Below are 18,422 nucleotides of genomic sequence, written 5' to 3'. Positions count from 1 at the left end.
TCAAATCTCTCCTAAACATCTAGTTACCAACGATCACGACTGGTCACTGGCTTCTGCCCATCGTCCGTCCTTAATGCTACAACTGCCGAAACCCTCTACCGCTACGAAACCTTTGGCCTCCATTGATGAGGCTTACGAACTTTGTCGTCAGGTAACGGCTCAGTACGCTAAAACGTTTTATTTAGGCACACTTTTAATGCCACCCCAAAAACGGAAGGCGATTTGGGCGATCTATTTTTGGTGTCGTCGCACTGATGAGTTGGTGGATGGCCCCCAGGCGGCCTCGACTACGCCGGAAACCTTGGATCAGTGGGAACAACATTTGGAAGGGGTCTTTGCCGGTCATCCAATGGATGATGCTGATGTGGCGTTAATTGATACTTTAGAGCGTTTTCCGATGGATATTCAGCCCTTTCGCGATATGATCGCGGGTCAAAGGATGGATCTCTATCGCAGTCGTTATGAAACCTTTGAGGATTTAGATCTTTACTGTTATCGAGTCGCTGGAACGGTGGGTTTGATGTCAAGTTCTGTCCTGGGTGTGGATACGAGTTGTAGTCCGGCTCCCTGGCAGTCAGATGCGGTTTATATTCCTCAGGAAGAGGCGATCGCGTTAGGAATTGCCAATCAATTGACGAATATCTTGCGGGATGTGGGCGAGGATGTGCAACGGGGACGAATTTATTTACCGTTGGAAGATTTGGCGTTGTTTGATTACACGGAAGAGGATTTGTTAAAGGGTGTCAATGATGAGCGTTGGCAGGGTTTAATGAAGTTCCAAATTCAAAGGGCCAGAAAGTATTACGAGTCTGCGGAAAGAGGGATTCGGGCTTTAAATCGGGATTCTCGTTGGCCGGTGTGGACGGCTTTGATGTTATATCAGGGAATTTTGGATGTGATTGAGGCGAATAATTATAATGTTTTTGATCAACGGGCCTATGTGCCAACGCCTAAGAAGATGCTCTATTTACCGATTGCCTGGTTGCGATCGCAAGCTTTGTAAGCATTGTTATATTAATTTGACACCATCATTGTAGCGTTCTTGAAATGATGAATTACAGACAGTGGCCAGAATATTTTCCTGAAAATTGTCCACCACTCACAGCATCAAGTCCATCTGGAAAATTTTATCGATTTGTTGAAAAAGATCACGAGTCACCCCAATCACAAGATTTTTTATCATGGAGAGAAAATAATCAAGGAAAACCATGTCCTGAAAATATAACAGAATGTCAGGCTTGCGGACTATCAATTTATGCGTCTTTAGAAGAAATTAGTCGGATGGCAAAAGTAATTCCTCGACTAAGAAAAATGAAAATAGCGGAGGGAAATCTTGATGAAAATTCAGGAAAAATTCAAAATACGCCATCTCGAAATAGTCGCTATCATTATACTTGGTGGGTTCCAGACGGTGGAACGCCTTGGAAAATATTTATTATCATTTAATCAACGTTGAGTTAAATTTTATTGTTCATGATGGAGAAAAGCAATGAAAACTTATTTACCAGAATCTACAATATTAGGTATTTTAAAGCTGATCGAAGTTTACGAATTTTATGATCAGCCCTGTTTATTTTCCTGCCAAAATTTATCGGGACAGGTTTATATTGCTCTTTGGGTAGATAGCTCTGAGGTAGAAGATGTTTGGCTTTATGCTCCTGTATCATTAGAAAGATTTGATAATATCAAAAATGGAAAGGTTGACCTTAAAACTGTTTTTACCCATTCAGAGGATGCTTTTGTTTTTGAAGTAAGTATTCCTTGTGATGATCATAAACAAGCAATTGTAAAAGCTCTTGCGTGTAAGGATTTGACTGAAGATCAGCTTCCAGAGACAAATCAATTTATTCAAAATAAGATTCTCATATAAAAATCAGAAGCTCTCTCAAAATCATTCTTATTTGATTGATTAAACTAATAAAAATTATTACTTTTAATAAAAATTATTACTTTATTACGATTGCAAGCATTTTAACTTTTTTTTAGCGTATGGTTCATAAAAAAAATTGGAAAGAATTTGAACGTATAGTAGCGGCAATTCATATTGCTGAAACAAAGGGAGCTACTGTTATTTGGAATGAGCAGATTAAAGGCCGTCAATTTGATGTCACAATTCGATTTAAACAGGGTTTATATAGCTATTTAACGATTATTGAATGCAAAAAATATACAAGCCGAGTATCGGTTGATAAAGTAGAAGCATTCGTCACTAAAAGTAGAGATGCAAATGCAAATAAATCTATTATGATATCTTCTTCTGAATTTCAATCTGGATGTATAGAGGTTGCAGAAAGACATAATATTGAGCTTTTTACTTTAACAAAAAAAATTCAAATACCAGAAGATTTAATTGGAAATACACAAGAACCCGCTTTAGATATTCGGAATATTATATTGAAATTAGATGGTAATAAAACCCATACTCTATCAGAGGAAAACGGCATACTTGAGTACCTAGTAATTCATTCACGTTTATTTAATTCAAATAAAATCTATAGGCTAGGTGATATTATTGCACAAAATATATATGACAATTTTCCAGATGAATTTAATTTACCCAAAAAACAAATAATTGATTTAGAAGGTGATGACAAATGGTTTATTGATGTACCAAACGAATTCAATAAAAAAAGAATTTATTCCATTCAATTTTCTTATGAAAAAATACTTACAAGAAGTTATGGTGGCCCTCCCTTTGATCCACATCAAATACATAAAATACATACAATCTACGAATTATTTGATGTAGTTAGAAACAAAGTAACTACAATAGATTCTTTGGGACTTCCTCTAGGTTTTGACACTATTTTTGAGACGGGTAAATTTTATGTAAGCCCTAATTTAGGAGGAAATTATTTCTGTAAAAGAATAGATAACAATATTGCACATCTTTTTCTTGTTGAGTCATATGCCTTCGGTATTCTTATTCAAGTCGAGTTTACTCAAGAGATAAAATATCAAAGTCGGTATGTTGAAATTTTAGATCCGAAAGAAATAAAAAGACTTACCAAAATGTATAAAAAAATCAAATAAACAGCAAAAATCGCGTCGCACCCATAATTCAGATTAGAAATGCGATCGCGGCTAATCTAGACACAGGAAACGGAATAAATCTTTATCTAAACCTAACGTTTCTTCTCTAGAGCATCAAAAACCAACATCAAATTATCGGTAGTGTTCTGAATCTATGGATAAGACAAATCAGAATGAATAAACTGACTACGTTCTAGAAGTACCATCCACAGGTCTAGAACATTACCGATAGCATCACCCTTATTCTTTAGAATGAGTAGAAGTTCCAGCACCTTGGGAACTATCCGATAAAATGCGGCCAATGGTACGATTTTCTGGTGTAAAAGTCTGTTGGGCTACCCGTTGAATATCTGCTGGCGTAACAGCCGCGATCGCTGATGTTCTAAGATGCTCCCCAATGTCAAGACAGAAAAAGCACTAGCTCAAGGGATACCCGAAATTCTCAACACTGATCAAGGGGGTGCGACCTTTAGTTGATAAAAGCTGTTGTAATCAGGGTTCTACAGGGAACCCATATTGATCAAGTTTTGCCCAAAATTGACTCCATCGTTCCTTGGTCAATACCAAAGCTCGTAGGCTCAAAATAATTCCTGCTCCTTTTTCCTTCCATCGCATCCCTGAACAACATAATCGTTGTTTGACCAACGTCTTACAAGCTGCTTCCGTAACACCTGAACCAATCGGATACTTTTTCTCTAAGTATTCAGCATAATCCATTTGATGCTGATGATTCTCGTAATAAGTAATCGCCGCTTGTAGTTTCTCGGTAAGATTCTTAGAATGACTTTTTTCTTCTTTGACTTCTTTCATCAGATTTAGCAGTTCTCCTGCTTTTCCTTTTTCATGCTTGAGTTCTCGACAATTTTCAGTCAACCATTCTTTTTGTTTTGACACGGTATTCGGATGCAACGCTTCTGCCAAGGCACCTAAGTAACCAGAGGCATGATAGAAATCTAATATCTGTTCTTCCGTTTGCTTTTCTAAAAACTTCCAATTTGATTCTGCCCCGTCTGCTATCCCGACCAATGTTGCCTCTGGATAACGTTTTTTCGCTCGCTCAATTTCTCTTTCTAATCTTTCTAGAAAACTCTTTTTTCCATACTCTGGTGCCGCACCTAGATAGATTGTAGGTTGACGTTCGCCTTCACTATCGTATAGGGAAACGGTTCCCACCATTGCTTCACGGTAGCCATCCTCACACATCAGCATACAGGTTCCATCTAATCCTATTCCCACTGTTGCAATTTGGCTATCCTCCTTGGGCGGGGCATAACTCCACGCTTCTTCTTTTGCCTGTACCACACTTCCTACTGCTTCACTCAATCTTTGGATATAGGATAGCGCTACTTTTCTACCATGATTTTCTAATAAATCATTTTTCACCTCTTTGCCTGCCATCCCTGACATTTTTGAGGATACCTGTTTTGCCAATAATGGCGTTGATGTTATGATTATCCTTGCTTCTCTTTCTAAGGGGCAATACGTTTTTCCTCAAAGGTGAACGCTGATATACATGACGATTCACTATAACCTCACCATAAGGTGTTTGATATTCTTTCGGTTGCTCTCCCTTACTCTTCCAGATTTCTTCACCGATTTTTAAGGGTGAACCATCTGTATCTAAATATTTCAAGGCTTCTTTGCTGGCGATGCAACCTACTTCGTTTAAGCCTTTTTGAATATTTATTTCTGTATCCAACATTGAACGACTTAGTTCTAATGTTAGTTCTATTTTTATCTTTGAACCCTCTACATTAATTAGTTTTGCTGTCATCATTGTTTCCTCTTTGTCACTTTTCATCTCATGTTAACACTTTTCTTTTCCTTCATCAACTAAAGGTCACACCCGATCAAGGTAGCCAATTTACCAGTCATGCTTTTACTGAGCATTTGGAAGAAAAAGGAATTCGTATTAGCCAAGATGATCGGGGACGAGCCTTGGATAACATCTTTGTAGAGCAATTATGGCGTTCTCTCAAATACGAGGAGGTGTATTTAGGGCTTGCTGAAAAAAACTGAAACTCTTATAGAGAAAAGATAATAGTCGAATGAAGAACAGCTATAATACAGTAAAATAGGTTAAAATGGCTCAAAAGCCTTGCAGCCAAAAGAGAAGAAACAGATATATCGGAAACAGCAGAACTCAATTGAAACACCAGAAAACTTGAAAAATCTGTTCGGCGGGCAGTTAGACGAAGAAAATCGTTGGATAGAAATGTCAAAAATGATTCCCTGGGAAGAATATGAGGAAGAATATGCAAAAAACTTCACAGAAAACCCTCTATTTGAGATTTAGACAAAAATAGCTAGGGTCTGCTGAAAAAGTCCACAAAACGAACCTAGATGCCACAGGAGGCGAAAAATGGTGACTTCAGAGAGTAGTTTCCAATTTCAACCCCCAGTTTTCCAACGACGTGCATGGGCTTTGAGCCTCCAAAGGCCATAACCTTGCACCTGATCGTTTTTAAAATGCTTGAAAGCATTATCTGGCAAGGGTTCTATACTTATTCAGCAAGCCCTAGCTAAATTGCTGTAAGTCGCTCATGAATGGGTTGTAAAAAATATGCAAAATAGCCTGCTGAAGGTGGGATACACGACTTGGAAGGTTAGCACTCAATCACAGGGCTGAAACCCAGCATCCTCGTTGAAAGGGCTAAAATGCTCATCCTCTGAAACCCTTATTAGGCAAGATTTTTAAAATAACCTTCCAAGTCCTGTGGGATACAAATTTTCAAAAATTCATCATTTTTTAACTAAATGGTTTCATTCCTAATCGCTCCTATGCTGATCTGATGACATTCACTGGGGGTGCGACCTTTAGTTGATAAAAGCTGTTGTAATCAGGGTTCTACAGGGAACCCATATTGATCAAGTTTTGCCCAAAATTGACTCCATCGTTCCTTGGTCAATACCAAAGCTCGTAGGCTCAAAATAATTCCTGCTCCTTTTTCCTTCCATCGCATCCCTGAACAACATAATCGTTGTTTGACCAACGTCTTACAAGCTGCTTCCGTAACACCTGAACCAATCGGATACTTTTTCTCTAAGTATTCAGCATAATCCATTTGATGCTGATGATTCTCGTAATAAGTAATCGCCGCTTGTAGTTTCTCGGTAAGATTCTTAGAATGACTTTTTTCTTCTTTGACTTCTTTCATCAGATTTAGCAGTTCTCCTGCTTTTCCTTTTTCATGCTTGAGTTCTCGACAATTTTCAGTCAACCATTCTTTTTGTTTTGACACTGTATTCGGATGCAACGCTTCTGCCAAGGCACCTAAGTAACCAGAGGCATGATAGAAATCTAATATCTGTTCTTCCGTTTGCTTTTCTAAAAACTTCCAATTTGATTCTGCCCCGTCTGCTATCCCGACCAATGTTGCCTCTGGATAACGTTTTTTCGCTCGCTCAATTTCTCTTTCTAATCTTTCTAGAAAACTCTTTTTTCCATACTCTGGTGCCGCACCTAGATAGATTGTATGTTGACGTTCTCCCTCACTATCGTATAGGGAAACGGTTCCCACCATTGCTTCACGGTAGCCATCCTCACACATCAGCATACAGGTTCCATCTAATCCTATTCCCACTGTTGCAATTTGGCTATCCTCCTTGGGCGGGGCATAACTCCACGCTTCTTCTTTTGCCTGTACCACACTTCCTACTGCTTCACTCAATCTTTGGATATAGGATAGCGCTACTTTTCTACCATGATTTTCTAATAAATCATTTTTCACCTCTTTGCCTGCCATCCCTGACATTTTTGAGGATACCTGTTTTGCCAATAATGGCGTTGATGTTATGATTATCCTTGCTTCTCTTTCTAAGGGGCAATACGTTTTTCCTCCTACTGAACGCTGATATACATGACGATTCACTATAACCTCACCATAAGGTGTTTGATATTCTTTCGGTTGCTCTCCCTTACTCTTCCAGATTTCTTCACCGATTTTTAAGGGTGAACCATCTGTATCTAAATATTTCAAGGCTTCTTTGCTGGCGATGCAACCTACTTCGTTTAAGCCTTTTTGAATATTTATTTCTGTATCCAACATTGAACGACTGAGTTCTAATGTTAGTTCTATTTTTATCTTTGAACCCTCTACATTAATTAGTTTTGCTGTCATCATTGTTTCCTCTTTGTCACTTTTCATCTCATGTTAACACTTTTCTTTTCCTTCATCAACTAAAAGTCGCACCCTTCACTGGGAGCTTTGGAAACAGATTTCTACTCAATGCCCGCGATCGCCGCCTGACCCTGGGGAGAAGTCGCAAACCCCAAAAAGGCCTTAACCTGGGGAGTAGGAGGGTTTTTATAGGCGTAATAGAGTTCCCGAACATAGGGATAATTGGCTGCTTCGGGGGTCAAACCATCAATGGGCACAGTTCGTACCGTTTGCTGATTGGCAATTTGACGATAGGTTGCATAACTAATACCATCCTTACCAAGAGCCTGGAGAATCGGAGTGGTAGCATCCCGTTCCAGAGTTTTAAAATTTGCTCCCTGACCAAAAGGCTGATCCTGAAGTACTAACTTTTGAAAAGCCTGATAGGTTCCACTGATAGGAGGACGATTAATCACCCGAATAGAGCTGGGTTTACCACCGATCACCGACCAATTGGTAATCTTACCTTGGAAAATTTCCCTGACTTGTTGCTGGCTTAACCCCTGCCGAAAAGGATTTTCTAAACTTACCACCACCGCGATCGCATCTCTGCCCATTGGAACGGCTGCTAATCCTTGGGCTTGTTCCTGGCTGGACAAAGGGCGGGAAATACCCGCCACATCAATCACCCCCGTCATCAATTCTAAAATGCCCTTATCCGATCCCTGGGCATTAGTAAGCACTTGAGTACCCGGAAAAGTCGTTTGAAACAGTTTTTTGAGAGTCTCATTGATGCCAACCATACTGGTAGAGCCATTAATTTTGACCACAGTGCCCTGGGGCACCTGGGTCGGAGCAGGTAAAGCACTAACATCCATCGGAGCGGGGGGAGGCGGCAGCAGTGATGGGGAAGCATTGGAAGCCGGATTGGTGCTTTGATTGGGGGTAATCGGTTGAGATTGCCGACTAAACAGCCAAAAACCGCCTCCTAGGATTCCCCCAGTCACCAACAGAGCCATTAACAAAATAGTTGTTTCTTTCTTTTGAGTCATAATTCTTTCTCAATTTTTATCCACTAACGAATTTTGACAAATCCGGCTTTACTAATTAATGTTTGACCTTGATCCGTTAAAAGTAACTGGGCATAGGCATTTCCAGCTTGTTCATCTAATTGACCATTTTCTTTAATAATGACAAAAAGACGACGGGTAATTGGGTATTGACCTGTTTTAATCACTTCTCGATTAATTTCATTGCGTTTATTGGGGCAATCGGTGACAGGAACCAATGGTTCTAGATAGGGAGCCACTAGGGTTTTGGTATTGCGACCAATGGGTAGGGTTTTCACCGTACATTGATTAATTACCGTTGAAGCAGAAGCATAGTAAAGACCGCCAGGTTGGTTAGAAACGGCTCGTATTCCCTGGGTCGTATCCCTTACCCACTGTAGATTTTTGCCAAACGCTTTATTTTGTAAGATATTTTCGCGGAAATAGTCCACTGTCCCACCGGAGTTGAGGGGACGAGAGTAGGGAACGATCCCCAAATTGGGGCCACCCACCTGCTGCCAGTTCATAATTTGCCCTGTGTACATATCCTGTAACTGTTTAAGCGTCAGTCCTTTCAAGTTCAGATCAGGGTGGACAGCGATCACAATGCCATCTAGTGCGATCGGAATTTGTTTGAGTTTAAAACCGCGTTCTGTTGCCTGTTGGTATTCTTCTGTCGTTAAAGACCGAGACGATTGAGCAAAAGCTAACTCATCATTGAGTAACATTTTGATCCCCATTCCCGATCCGGGTGCGCTGCCGATGGGGTCTGTATAACGTAACTGAAAATTCGGCCAGGCTTTTTGAATAGAGCGATCAACTTTTTCTCGAATGGGAGACCAGGTAGTGCTTCCTCCATAGCTGAAAAGTCCGACTGGGATGTTGGCAACTTCGCTAAAACTTTTGGCAAAGCCTGAACCAATCGTCATTCCCACGTTTAGCGGTGTGGTAGGGTTTCTGAGCTTTGTTTCTGAATTAACCGGTCGGGTTTCTCCTCCGAGTAGCTGGAGTATCCACCAGGACAGACCACCGAGGATGCCGATACCTAGGACAACCAGCAACAAGAGACTAACGGTATTATTTTTTTGCTTCATAAACAAGCTAGAAATGAAATCGCACTAAGGCTAGTGTATCGAAAATGTTGCGAAATACTCTATTTTTCCCAAAGGGTCGGATATAGCGATAATTAGAAGATCTATCAGACATTTAATTTAAGATACCGAGTCAAGAAAGCGATTGAATTTACCATTCTGTTAATTAGCCCTCTGCCCGAATCTCCCCATCCAAGCCGATTGTATAATACCAATCTAAGCATTCAGCCATTTAAGGAATAAATATTTGAGTAAGAATCGACCGATCGCTGTTGATCTATTTGCTGGGGTTGGGGGCCTCAGTTTGGGATTTGAGCAGGCAGGATTTGATGTCCAAGTCGCTGTTGAAGTAGATCCGATTCATGCGGCTGTTCATCAGGTAAACTTTCCTGACGCTGTGGTCATTCCCCAGTCTGTTACTTTTCTTAATGGTAGCTATCTTCGTAAACGGGCCAAGATTGGCGATCGCGCCATTGCAGTCGTTTTCGGGGGTGCGCCCTGTCAGGGATTTTCTTTAATCGGCCAACGGGCCTTGGATGATCCCCGTAATGGTTTGGTTAAAGAGTTTGTACGGTTGGTGGGAGAACTGGAGCCAGCCTATTTTGTCTTTGAAAATGTTAAGGGCTTAACGGTTGGTGTTCATCGCCAATTTTTAGAGGAGTTAATTGCCGCCTTTATCACCATTGGTTATCAGGTTCGTTGGCCCTGGCAAGTTTTAAATGCCGCCCACTATGGTGTTCCCCAGGAACGGGAGCGATTAATCTTAATGGGAGCTAAACAGGGGTTAGAATTGCCGACTTATCCGATCGCCATTAGTCGGGCAGCCTTGAAAGGAAAAGGCGAGTTACCGGTAGGCCCAACCTGTTACGAGGCCCTGGGAGATTTACCCGAAGCAGAGGATTATGAAGTATTGCTAACTCAAGATCGGGTCTTAACGGATGCCTGGGGCCAGCCCAGTCCCTATGGGCAACAAATGCGTTGTCTAGAGATGAAGGACTGGTTTTTTGGCTATCCTCGCCGTTGGAATCCCCGACTGCTGACAGCTAGTATGCGAACCGATCACTCTGCCATTTCCCGTCGTCGCTTTGGTTCAACTCAGCCCGGTACAGTTGAGCCGATCTCACGCTTTTTCCGTTTACCGGCTAACGGAGCTTGTCATACGCTACGGGCTGGCACGGATTCGGCGAGGGGAGCTTTTACCAGTCCTCGGCCTATTCACTACGCAAAGGCTCGTTGTATCACAGTGCGAGAAATGGCGCGTCTGCATGGTTTTCCAGACTGGTTTCAATTTCATGTAACTAAATGGCATGGTGCGCGGGAAATTGGTAATGCAGTTCCACCGCCCTTAGCTAGGGCGATCGCCTTGGAAATTATCAAGGTTTTAGGGATCAAACCCACTAAACCAAAAAAAGTGCTGACTTTAGGAGATGAGCATCTGCTGGAAATGGATATGTCCGCCGCTTGTCGATACTGGGATATTCCGAATCCAATTGCCAAACGCGATCGCAAAAGTGGGGCCAAGAAACGCAAACAAATTGAGATTGAACGCCAAAGTTTAACTGTCGAGAATCATGTATAGCAAATATCTAATTGTCGTGATTTTCATCGTCAAACGGTAAGAGGCGCGATCGCCCTTTTGAGGAAGCAAAAATAGCCGTTAAAAAACCCCCTTTGATGAGGAGGTATGAATCTACAGGCAAAATCTAATTCAGAAAATTAATTAAGCTGAAGGACTAGAAACTTTGTTAACAGGAGCCAATTTAATATCTTTTGCTAATCCGAGAAACGCTAACAAACGAATTGTCATCCAAGTCAGATCAATCTCCCACCATTGCAAGCCATGACGAGCCGAATATTGATAAGCATGGTGATTATTGTGCCAGCCTTCCCCAAAAGTTAATAAAGCAACCCACCAACAATTGCGAGAATGGTCGTGGGATTCATGGCTAACATAACCAAATTTATGCGTCGCACTATTGACAAACCAGGTACAGTGAAAAACGAATACCAGACGAACAAAAATGCCCCAAACCACAAAAGACCAACCACCCCAAAGATAGAGCAATAGGCCTAAGACCAGTTGCATCAGGATTAAATACTTTTGACAAAACAAATAAAACGGATCATCTTTAATATCTTGGGTATAACGAGGAATATCTTTATCAGCAGGAATATTAAATAGCATCCACCCCATGTGACTCCACCAAAAACCGCGATTGGAATCGTGGGGATCGGGGGCAGTGTCAGAAAATTTATGGTGCATCCGATGTAAGCCTACCCAGTCAATGGGGCCACCCTGACAGGACAAGGTTCCACAGAAGAGAAGAATATATTCTAACCATTTGGGAGCTGTAAAACTACGATGGGAAATCAGGCGATGAAAACCCAAGGTGACACCAACCCCACCCGTTAAACAGTAGAGCACGAAGGACACCGCGATCGCCTTCCAGCTAAAGAACTGAGGCAAAAATGCTAACAGTGCCACTACATGGATAATAGCGAAGTAAATGATAATGTGCCAAGCGGGGGTCAACTTATCATTATTATTGCTAGATAACGAGGCAGTCATGAAGTACCTAAAGAGAATATGAGATCGGAATAGTAGCTAAGAGCCAGCCCTAAGGAAAAGTCACTTTTTTCAGTAATGTTGAAGATCAAGCCTGAGTATCAATTTAAAAATTTGAATGATTTAAAACTTTGGCATAACTGTTTGACATAACTGAAATCAGACAGATGGTAAAAAAAGGGGAAAATTGAGATCAGTTGACATTAAGGAGCTTTAAGCTTTGAATCAAATAGGACTCAAAATGATTAGGATGATCCTATGAATAAGTTGCTACTCCTCAAGCAGGCAGAACAGATACTATCTCCAATCTTTTCGGATATTGACGCAAAGGTCAAGCAAAATCTGCAAAAAGTGATAGAAGCCTTTCGTCATCATCGGGTTGGTGTTCATCACTTTTCTAGTGTGAGTGGCTATGGTCATGATGATTTGGGACGGGAAACTTTAGATCAAGTTTTTGCAACCGTAATGGGGGCCGAGTCTGCCATTGTTCGTGTACAGCTTGTGTCTGGAACCCATGCGATCGCCTGTGCCTTGTATGGAGTCTTGCGCCCAGGGGATGAATTATTGGCCGTCGCCGGTGCCCCCTACGATACCCTCGAAGAAGTGATTGGGCTACGGGGTAAAAGTCAAGGCTCCTTAACAGAGTTTAACATTTCCTATCGAGAGTTGGCGTTAACTGTCCAGGGTGAGATCGATTGGGATGGGTTAAAAACTGCAATTAAACCCCATACCCGAATGGCTTTGATTCAACGCTCCTGTGGTTATTCCTGGCGGCAAAGTCTTTCCATTCCAGAGATTGAACGCATTATCCAAATAATCAAGGCTCAGAATCCCCATACTGTTTGTTTTATAGATAACTGCTACGGCGAATTTATTGAAATCCTTGAACCGACGGCTGTTGGGGCCGATCTCATGGCGGGATCATTGATTAAAAATCCAGGGGGAACTATTGTCACGGCGGGAGGATATTTAGCCGGAAAAGCAGAATGGGTAGAAGCTGCCGCTTGTCGGTTAACAGCCCCCGGTATTGGTTCAGAGGGGGGAGCAACTTTTGATCAAAACCGTTTATTGTTTCAGGGGTTATTTCTTGCCCCCCAGATGGTGGCAGAAGCGGTTAAGGGTAGCCATTTATTGGCCTATGTCTTTGATCAGTTAGGTTATCCCGTCAATCCGGCTCCTCTGGTTCCCCGCCGTGATGTGATTCAAGCAATTAAATTAGGCTCTCCCGAAAAGTTACTGGCTTTTTGTAAAGCGTTACAATCCGTTTCTCCCATCGGTTCCTATCTCGATCCGGTTCCGGCGGCCATGCCAGGTTATGCCAGTCAGGTGGTGATGGCCGGTGGCACTTTTATTGATGGCAGCACTTCAGAACTGTCGGCGGACGGCCCTTTGCGAGAACCCTATACGGTTTTTTGCCAGGGGGGAACCCATTGGACTCATACCGCGATCGCCTTGGAATTGATACTAGCTGATTGGGAAAAGTAGAATTTCTCATAAAAAAGTACGTACGGGCGAGTTTTTAGGCTATTCTTGCTAGATGGAGATACAACTCCAAAACCTGGAGACTAACAATACTCTTGCTCTGTAACCCACATTCCGCAAACGCTACAGATAGCGCATAAATACAAATAGATGCTCTTTCTACATGGCGTTAATTTGTTTTAATGCACCATGAATAGAGTAGTTTAAATTTATTGCCGCATAGGTGGCGGCAACCTGCGGAATGTCGGCTGTAATGCTTTTGGCTTTAGGTTAGTTTTTAAAAAGAGTATTCGCTAAATTAACGATGAGTTCTGACAAGTCCCCAATTTTGGTCGTGTTTGTCCCAGGTATTTTGGGATCAAGTTTGCATTTAAAACAGACAAAAGAAGAGATATGGAGCGAAAATACCTTCATTACTCTTCGTTCACTTCGCAAACATCCCGAAAAGCTGAATGCTAATGATACATATGCGGGAGAGGTTATTCGTTCGATGAATTTCTTGAATACTTTTGAGACTCAAGAAGTGTACGCTCCCCTAATGGATTTTTGTAGAAATAATTTGGGTTTAAGAGTAAAAGATAAATTCAGTCCTTTTGCCTACAATTGGTTAGCAGATAATATGCTAACAGCTAAAGCATTAGCAGAAGATATTAAAAGGCTTGACCGTGAAAACAATTATCGCTTATGTTTAATTGCTCACAGTATGGGCGGTATTGTTAGTCGTTTAATGTTATTAGAAAATCCAGAAATTGCCAAAAGAACGAAACTTTTCTTTCAAATTGCGACCCCTGTTAAAGGAGCGGCCAAAGCCTATGATGCAATCAAACGTTCTCCATTACTTCTTGAACCTCGTTTTGATAACTTTCGTCGGTTATTAGAAGATGCTCTGAGGGGTAACATTGAAAAACTCAAAAAATCTTTAGAAAGATGTCATTCTCTCTATCAATTATTGCCCCCCCAAGATGTAATTTCTCTTTATGATGTCTATGGTACAGGATATTCGGCTCTCGATCCGATGGTTTGGCGTGAAGATTTACGAGAGTATGTTGAAACTGCTCAACAAGTTCATAATAAGTTGCAGTCTCAAGCTTTATCTATTAGCATCAAGTGTATTTATTCTGATCATGATAAAACCCCGATTCATTATCTTGTTAAAGCTTCAACCGATCCCCAAAAATTTGAGGTTATTCAGCAAATGCCAAGTCTCATCCTAGGGGACAATACTGTCACCTGTGCCAGCGCGATCGCCTATAGTGAAAAACCTGAGTTAGTCCACAACTCACCCGCAGATCATTTGGGATTATGTCATAATCCAGAAGTTCATGCTAAACTCAAAACAGAATTTGGGAAGTTACTATGATGGAAAGTACAGATTCTTCCTCCCGAAAACAAGCAACGTTGTCCGTGCCAAAAATAATGCCACGAGTATCTCTCTACTATTGGCCGCCTTTTGTTCTGCCAGGAGATGAGTTAAAGGTTAGCCTCTCTGTAGATGGTAAATTGCCTGAAGATATGAAGCTCAGGGTAGAACTGATTTCAGAGTTAGGTGAAATTGCCAAATTAGATGAGATTACTTTGCCATTAAAATCTGCTAATGAGCAAGGTAAAAATCCTCTTTCTGTAAAATTTGTGATTCCTGCGGAATTATCCAAAGGCACTTATATTCTTCAGGTTCGTAACAATAATAATGTTTTGGATACGGCTCGCTTAGATATTTCGGAAAATGAAAATTTTGTGAAGGCGGTGGTTTCCAAATCTGAAAGTTTTAGGAAAGCCTTAGAACAAGAAGATTTCGTTTCTGAAGCGATGGATTTTTGCAGTTACGATAATGCCTTTAAGTCTCAGCGTAAAGCAGCCGAGTTATACGAACAAGCTGGCGAGGTTAAAATTGCGGCTCGTTCTTGGCAAGAGTTGGGTGAAACTTTACTTAAGAATAACGAATTTTCTTTATCAAAAGAAGCGTTACAAGCGTCTTTAAGCTTATGGTCAAAAATTGAAGATTCTGAAGAAAAACAAATTGCTGTTGAACAGCTTAATCAAGAAATAGAAATTATCGAGGAGGAGCTTTCTTACTGCCTAGACCAGTTTCCATTAACGATTAAAAATTTTGCCTTAAAGATAAAGGCTTTTCGAGAAGAACTTAATTTATCGGAAGATGAAGCTGCATTGCTATTGCCTGGCTGTACTAGCTCTATGATCAGGAACTATGAAACTGAAGACAAACTGAAAAAACTAGAAAAATATATGCAGCTTGCAGAAGTTCTCGGTTGTCCAATCTATCGGTTGATAGAATACCCTGTGAAGACGCAGCATATTAATTCAAGGCTTTCTATTCTTAGAGAAAGGAAACAACATAGCGTGGATGAATTACACATAAAATCAGGTGTTAGTCTTACCAACCTCAAAAAATGGGAGCAAGGAGATGACTTACTTTCTCTCAAAAAATATCTAGACGTGTATTATTCTATATTAAAATTACTTGCGGAACGTAGTGGACATCTGTATCCTCGATTACCTAGTTCACCCAAAGAATTACAGAACCCTCAGCAAAACCCCAAGGAAAAGAGCGAATAAGTCAAGTCAATCTAAAGAATCACAGCTTTATCTATTTGTGCTATGCCGTTTAAAGTTTTGCATTAGGATGGTTACATTTGAAATTTTGAGTATGGTTAAGAAAAGTTACTATAATCATCTGAAAGTTTTTTCTGCTATTTTATCTTTTTTATAAAACCAACTTTAAATAAACTGTTTTTATGGATAACCGACAATTTTTAATCAATGCTTCCTTGCTAGTTAATGAAACACAACGCAACGATATTTTTTCCTTGTTAAATGATGACAATGCTTCTGAAATAACAATAATAGTTCTAGAAACATTACTAGAAGAAATTCTGGGTGATAACCAACAAGAGTTTAGTAAAATAAAAGCTTTGCTAGAAAAACAAGAAAGGGTTACTATTAAAGATTATCATGGTGTACAAGGCAATGGTATCGTAATTTCTCATATAAATCAGATTAGAGAAATATTAAGCTATCACACACATCCTGATCAGTTTCATCTATTAGTCTATTTTGCATTGGCACAAAACATTCCAGATATTATTACAGACGATCCAAATTTAATTTTGCGAACAAAAAGCGATAATTTTCTAAAAATTTCTCTGCCACTACCTGGCGGAGAAGAAAAAACTTACAGGCTTAAAATTCTTTCGTTAGATGAATTTAAAAACTCTTTAAACTCTAATCCATGTCAAAAATCAATGCCTGTCGAATCTAGTTCTTCACAAACACCTCCAGTTACACCTCCTAATGTTTCAGGCAGTATTTGGAAAAATTGGGAAAATAAGATAAACATACTTTTATTAATAATGATTTTATTGAAAATTGGCATCATTGTTTTTGCGATTATTAAGGTAATGAATATAGCTCAAGCCAAGCCTCAATTTTTTGTGGGCGATGATATGAGTCGTGGTGAAGAATTTTTGTCACCACCGAAAATTTCAGAGGAAAAATGTAAATTTCAACGGACATTTGATACAGAGAGCGAATTGAATACAAAGACTCAAAAAGATCAATTGGATAACCTCAAAAAAGCAGAGGAGGATTTCGGTAGCAAAAAGTACTTAAATGCTACACAAAAACTTGAATCAGTAATAGAAATACTAAGAAAAAATAAAAAAGAGAATCCTATGGATATGAAGCTCAAAAAAGCAACTGAGGAGTATTTTCAAAAGGAAAAGTATGCTGATTCTGAACGAGAATTTGAGTCAGTGATAATGAAAAACAAGGAGAATCGTCCTAACTTACGTATTGGTAATGATCCTGAGCTACAGATTTATCAAGAAAATGCTAAGGCTCGCAGGAGCAAAAATTTTCTTTCTATTGCGGTTGTCGTTCCCCTTCATAAAAAAAACATTGATGGTTCTACTGATTATACCAGTACCTACTGCAATCGTGGACGGCCTATTCTTTTTGGTGTGGCAATGGCACAGAAAAAGATTAATATAACAGGAATTTTAATCAAGGGTCAGAAATACCATCTTGAAGTTGTCATTGCCAATGATAGAAATGATAAAGGCTACAAATCAAAAGAGATTGCACGGAAAATAGTTCAAGATAAAAGTATCTTGGGGGTGATTGGCCATAATTCAAGTTCTGCAACTAAAGCCGCTCTTGATGAATACAGGGGAAACATTGTTGTTGTTACATCAACCAGTACCGCTTCTGATTTGGAAAAAGAGATGACAGGGATGTTTTATCGAACAGTAACATCTAATCAGAAGTTGTCAGAGCGGCTTGCGGATTACTTGGCAGACAAAAATATTAAAAATGTAGCGGTTGTCTATGAAAAAGGAGATGTTTCCAGCGAAGATTATCTAAAATCTTTAAAGGATTATTCTGATAAAAAAGAAAAGGGTATTAAGTTAATAAGAGAAATTGAATTTAAACAATCAAAAAATCGCTCTCCAACTGACATTATTAAGGAGAATGTAAACTTTAGTGTAGGAGCAATTTTACATTTTACTCAAACTGAAGATGCACAAAAATTTTCGTTAAAACTTATCGAAGAAAACGCAAAACAAGCTAAACTGCCAATGCTAGGTGGTGATTCTTTATATGAATGTGATAAATTGAGTAAATATTCTTCTGGCTTAATATTGAGTGTTCCCTGGTTCAATGGCGCAAATGAAGCATCGAAACGTTTTAATAAAGATGTTAGTGAACTTGCTGGCGGAGATGTGAATTGGAGAACAGCGACTAGCTATGATGCAACTATTGCTTTTAATAAAGCTTTCTCCAAATACGACACCGATATTATAACAAGTATAACAAGGGACAGTTTGGGTGGTAAAATGCAACACGTTCAACTGTCGGAAGATGAAACATCGGGTGCAGCTTTCAAATTGTCTGATAAAGATACAATGCCCAGTCCTCAGCTTGTGGAAGTTGTTCCAAAGAAGATTGTTCAGAAGAATGACAACAAAATTTGTGACAATTATGAATTTGAAAAATTTGATGATTAGACTGTTTCAAATTCTCCTTAAATGGTAAATTTTTTATACTGTTTTTTGCCAGGGTGGAACCCATTGGACTCATGCCG

The 18,422-nt window shown here is 40.0% G+C and carries 14 protein-coding genes and 2 pseudogenes; 11 read left to right on the top strand and 5 right to left on the bottom strand.

Annotated elements, in window-relative coordinates; genetic code table 11:
* Window positions 1-73: 73 nt before the first annotated feature.
* From KA717_26960 to KA717_26945, 4 genes are all read left to right on the top strand, one after another.
* Window positions 74-1,003: a phytoene synthase gene (locus KA717_26960; GenBank protein ID UXE64789.1), complete on the top strand. Its 930-nt coding sequence runs from the start codon at window positions 74-76 to the stop codon at window positions 1,001-1,003.
* A 44-nt stretch (window positions 1,004-1,047) separates the two neighbouring features.
* Window positions 1,048-1,446 carry a hypothetical protein gene (locus KA717_26955; protein UXE59437.1) on the top strand — a complete coding sequence of 133 codons (399 nt, stop codon included), beginning with the start codon at window positions 1,048-1,050 and terminating at the stop codon, window positions 1,444-1,446.
* A 43-nt stretch (window positions 1,447-1,489) separates the two neighbouring features.
* Window positions 1,490-1,870: a hypothetical protein gene (locus KA717_26950; protein ID UXE59436.1), complete on the top strand. Its 381-nt coding sequence runs from the start codon at window positions 1,490-1,492 to the stop codon at window positions 1,868-1,870.
* 119 nt (window positions 1,871-1,989) lie between these two features.
* A complete protein-coding gene (locus KA717_26945; GenBank protein UXE59435.1) occupies window positions 1,990-3,033 on the top strand; it encodes a restriction endonuclease in 1,044 nt (347 codons plus the stop codon).
* Between the two features lie 492 nt (window positions 3,034-3,525).
* Here KA717_26945 and KA717_26940 read toward each other — a convergent pair.
* Window positions 3,526-4,807, bottom strand: a pseudogene (locus KA717_26940) (ISKra4 family transposase).
* 74 nt (window positions 4,808-4,881) lie between these two features.
* Here KA717_26940 and KA717_26935 point away from each other — a divergent pair.
* Window positions 4,882-5,031, top strand: a pseudogene (locus KA717_26935) (IS3 family transposase).
* Between the two features lie 100 nt (window positions 5,032-5,131).
* On the top strand, window positions 5,132-5,329 hold the full coding sequence (locus KA717_26930) for a hypothetical protein (GenBank protein UXE59434.1): 198 nt from the start codon (window positions 5,132-5,134) through the stop codon (window positions 5,327-5,329).
* A 544-nt stretch (window positions 5,330-5,873) separates the two neighbouring features.
* Here the strand turns inward: KA717_26930 and KA717_26925 are convergent.
* The 3 genes from KA717_26925 to KA717_26915 all read right to left on the bottom strand — a co-directional run bounded on the left by KA717_26925 (window position 5,874) and on the right by KA717_26915 (window position 9,276).
* Window positions 5,874-7,154, bottom strand: a complete 1,281-nt coding sequence (locus KA717_26925; protein ID UXE64788.1) for an ISKra4 family transposase — start codon at window positions 7,152-7,154, stop codon at window positions 5,874-5,876.
* A 101-nt stretch (window positions 7,155-7,255) separates the two neighbouring features.
* Window positions 7,256-8,185 carry a phosphate ABC transporter substrate-binding protein gene (locus KA717_26920; protein UXE59433.1) on the bottom strand — a complete coding sequence of 310 codons (930 nt, stop codon included), beginning with the start codon at window positions 8,183-8,185 and terminating at the stop codon, window positions 7,256-7,258.
* A gap of 23 nt (window positions 8,186-8,208) precedes the next feature.
* Complete coding sequence (locus KA717_26915) at window positions 8,209-9,276, bottom strand: PstS family phosphate ABC transporter substrate-binding protein (GenBank protein UXE59432.1); 1,068 nt, start codon at window positions 9,274-9,276, stop codon at window positions 8,209-8,211.
* Between the two features lie 244 nt (window positions 9,277-9,520).
* Here KA717_26915 and KA717_26910 point away from each other — a divergent pair, with 244 nt between their 5' ends.
* The gene (locus KA717_26910; protein UXE59431.1) at window positions 9,521-10,852 is read left to right on the top strand and encodes a DNA cytosine methyltransferase; all 1,332 of its coding nucleotides are present in this window, start codon (window positions 9,521-9,523) and stop codon (window positions 10,850-10,852) included.
* 141 nt (window positions 10,853-10,993) lie between these two features.
* Here the strand turns inward: KA717_26910 and KA717_26905 are convergent, their stop codons facing one another.
* On the bottom strand, window positions 10,994-11,842 hold the full coding sequence (locus KA717_26905; protein ID UXE59430.1) for an acyl-CoA desaturase: 849 nt from the start codon (window positions 11,840-11,842) through the stop codon (window positions 10,994-10,996).
* 255 nt (window positions 11,843-12,097) lie between these two features.
* Here KA717_26905 and KA717_26900 point away from each other — a divergent pair, with 255 nt between their 5' ends.
* The 4 genes from KA717_26900 (at window position 12,098) to KA717_26885 (ending at window position 18,345) form a co-directional block, all read left to right on the top strand.
* Window positions 12,098-13,324, top strand: coding sequence for a methionine gamma-lyase family protein (locus KA717_26900; protein UXE59429.1), 1,227 nt, complete (start codon window positions 12,098-12,100; stop codon window positions 13,322-13,324).
* A 301-nt stretch (window positions 13,325-13,625) separates the two neighbouring features.
* A complete protein-coding gene (locus tag KA717_26895) occupies window positions 13,626-14,681 on the top strand; it encodes a hypothetical protein (protein UXE59428.1) in 1,056 nt (351 codons plus the stop codon).
* The gene (locus tag KA717_26890; GenBank protein ID UXE59427.1) at window positions 14,678-15,895 is read left to right on the top strand and encodes a helix-turn-helix domain-containing protein; all 1,218 of its coding nucleotides are present in this window, start codon (window positions 14,678-14,680) and stop codon (window positions 15,893-15,895) included. The genes KA717_26895 and KA717_26890 overlap by 4 nt, the downstream gene beginning before the upstream one ends.
* Before the next feature lie 179 nt (window positions 15,896-16,074).
* Window positions 16,075-18,345: an ABC transporter substrate-binding protein gene (locus tag KA717_26885; GenBank protein ID UXE59426.1), complete on the top strand. Its 2,271-nt coding sequence runs from the start codon at window positions 16,075-16,077 to the stop codon at window positions 18,343-18,345.
* Window positions 18,346-18,422 lie beyond the last annotated feature (77 nt).

The organism is Woronichinia naegeliana WA131, assembly GCA_025370055.1.
GTDB classification, from domain to species: Bacteria; Cyanobacteriota; Cyanobacteriia; order Cyanobacteriales; family Microcystaceae; genus Woronichinia; species Woronichinia naegeliana.
This window is presented reverse-complemented; position numbering and strand designations above follow the sequence as displayed.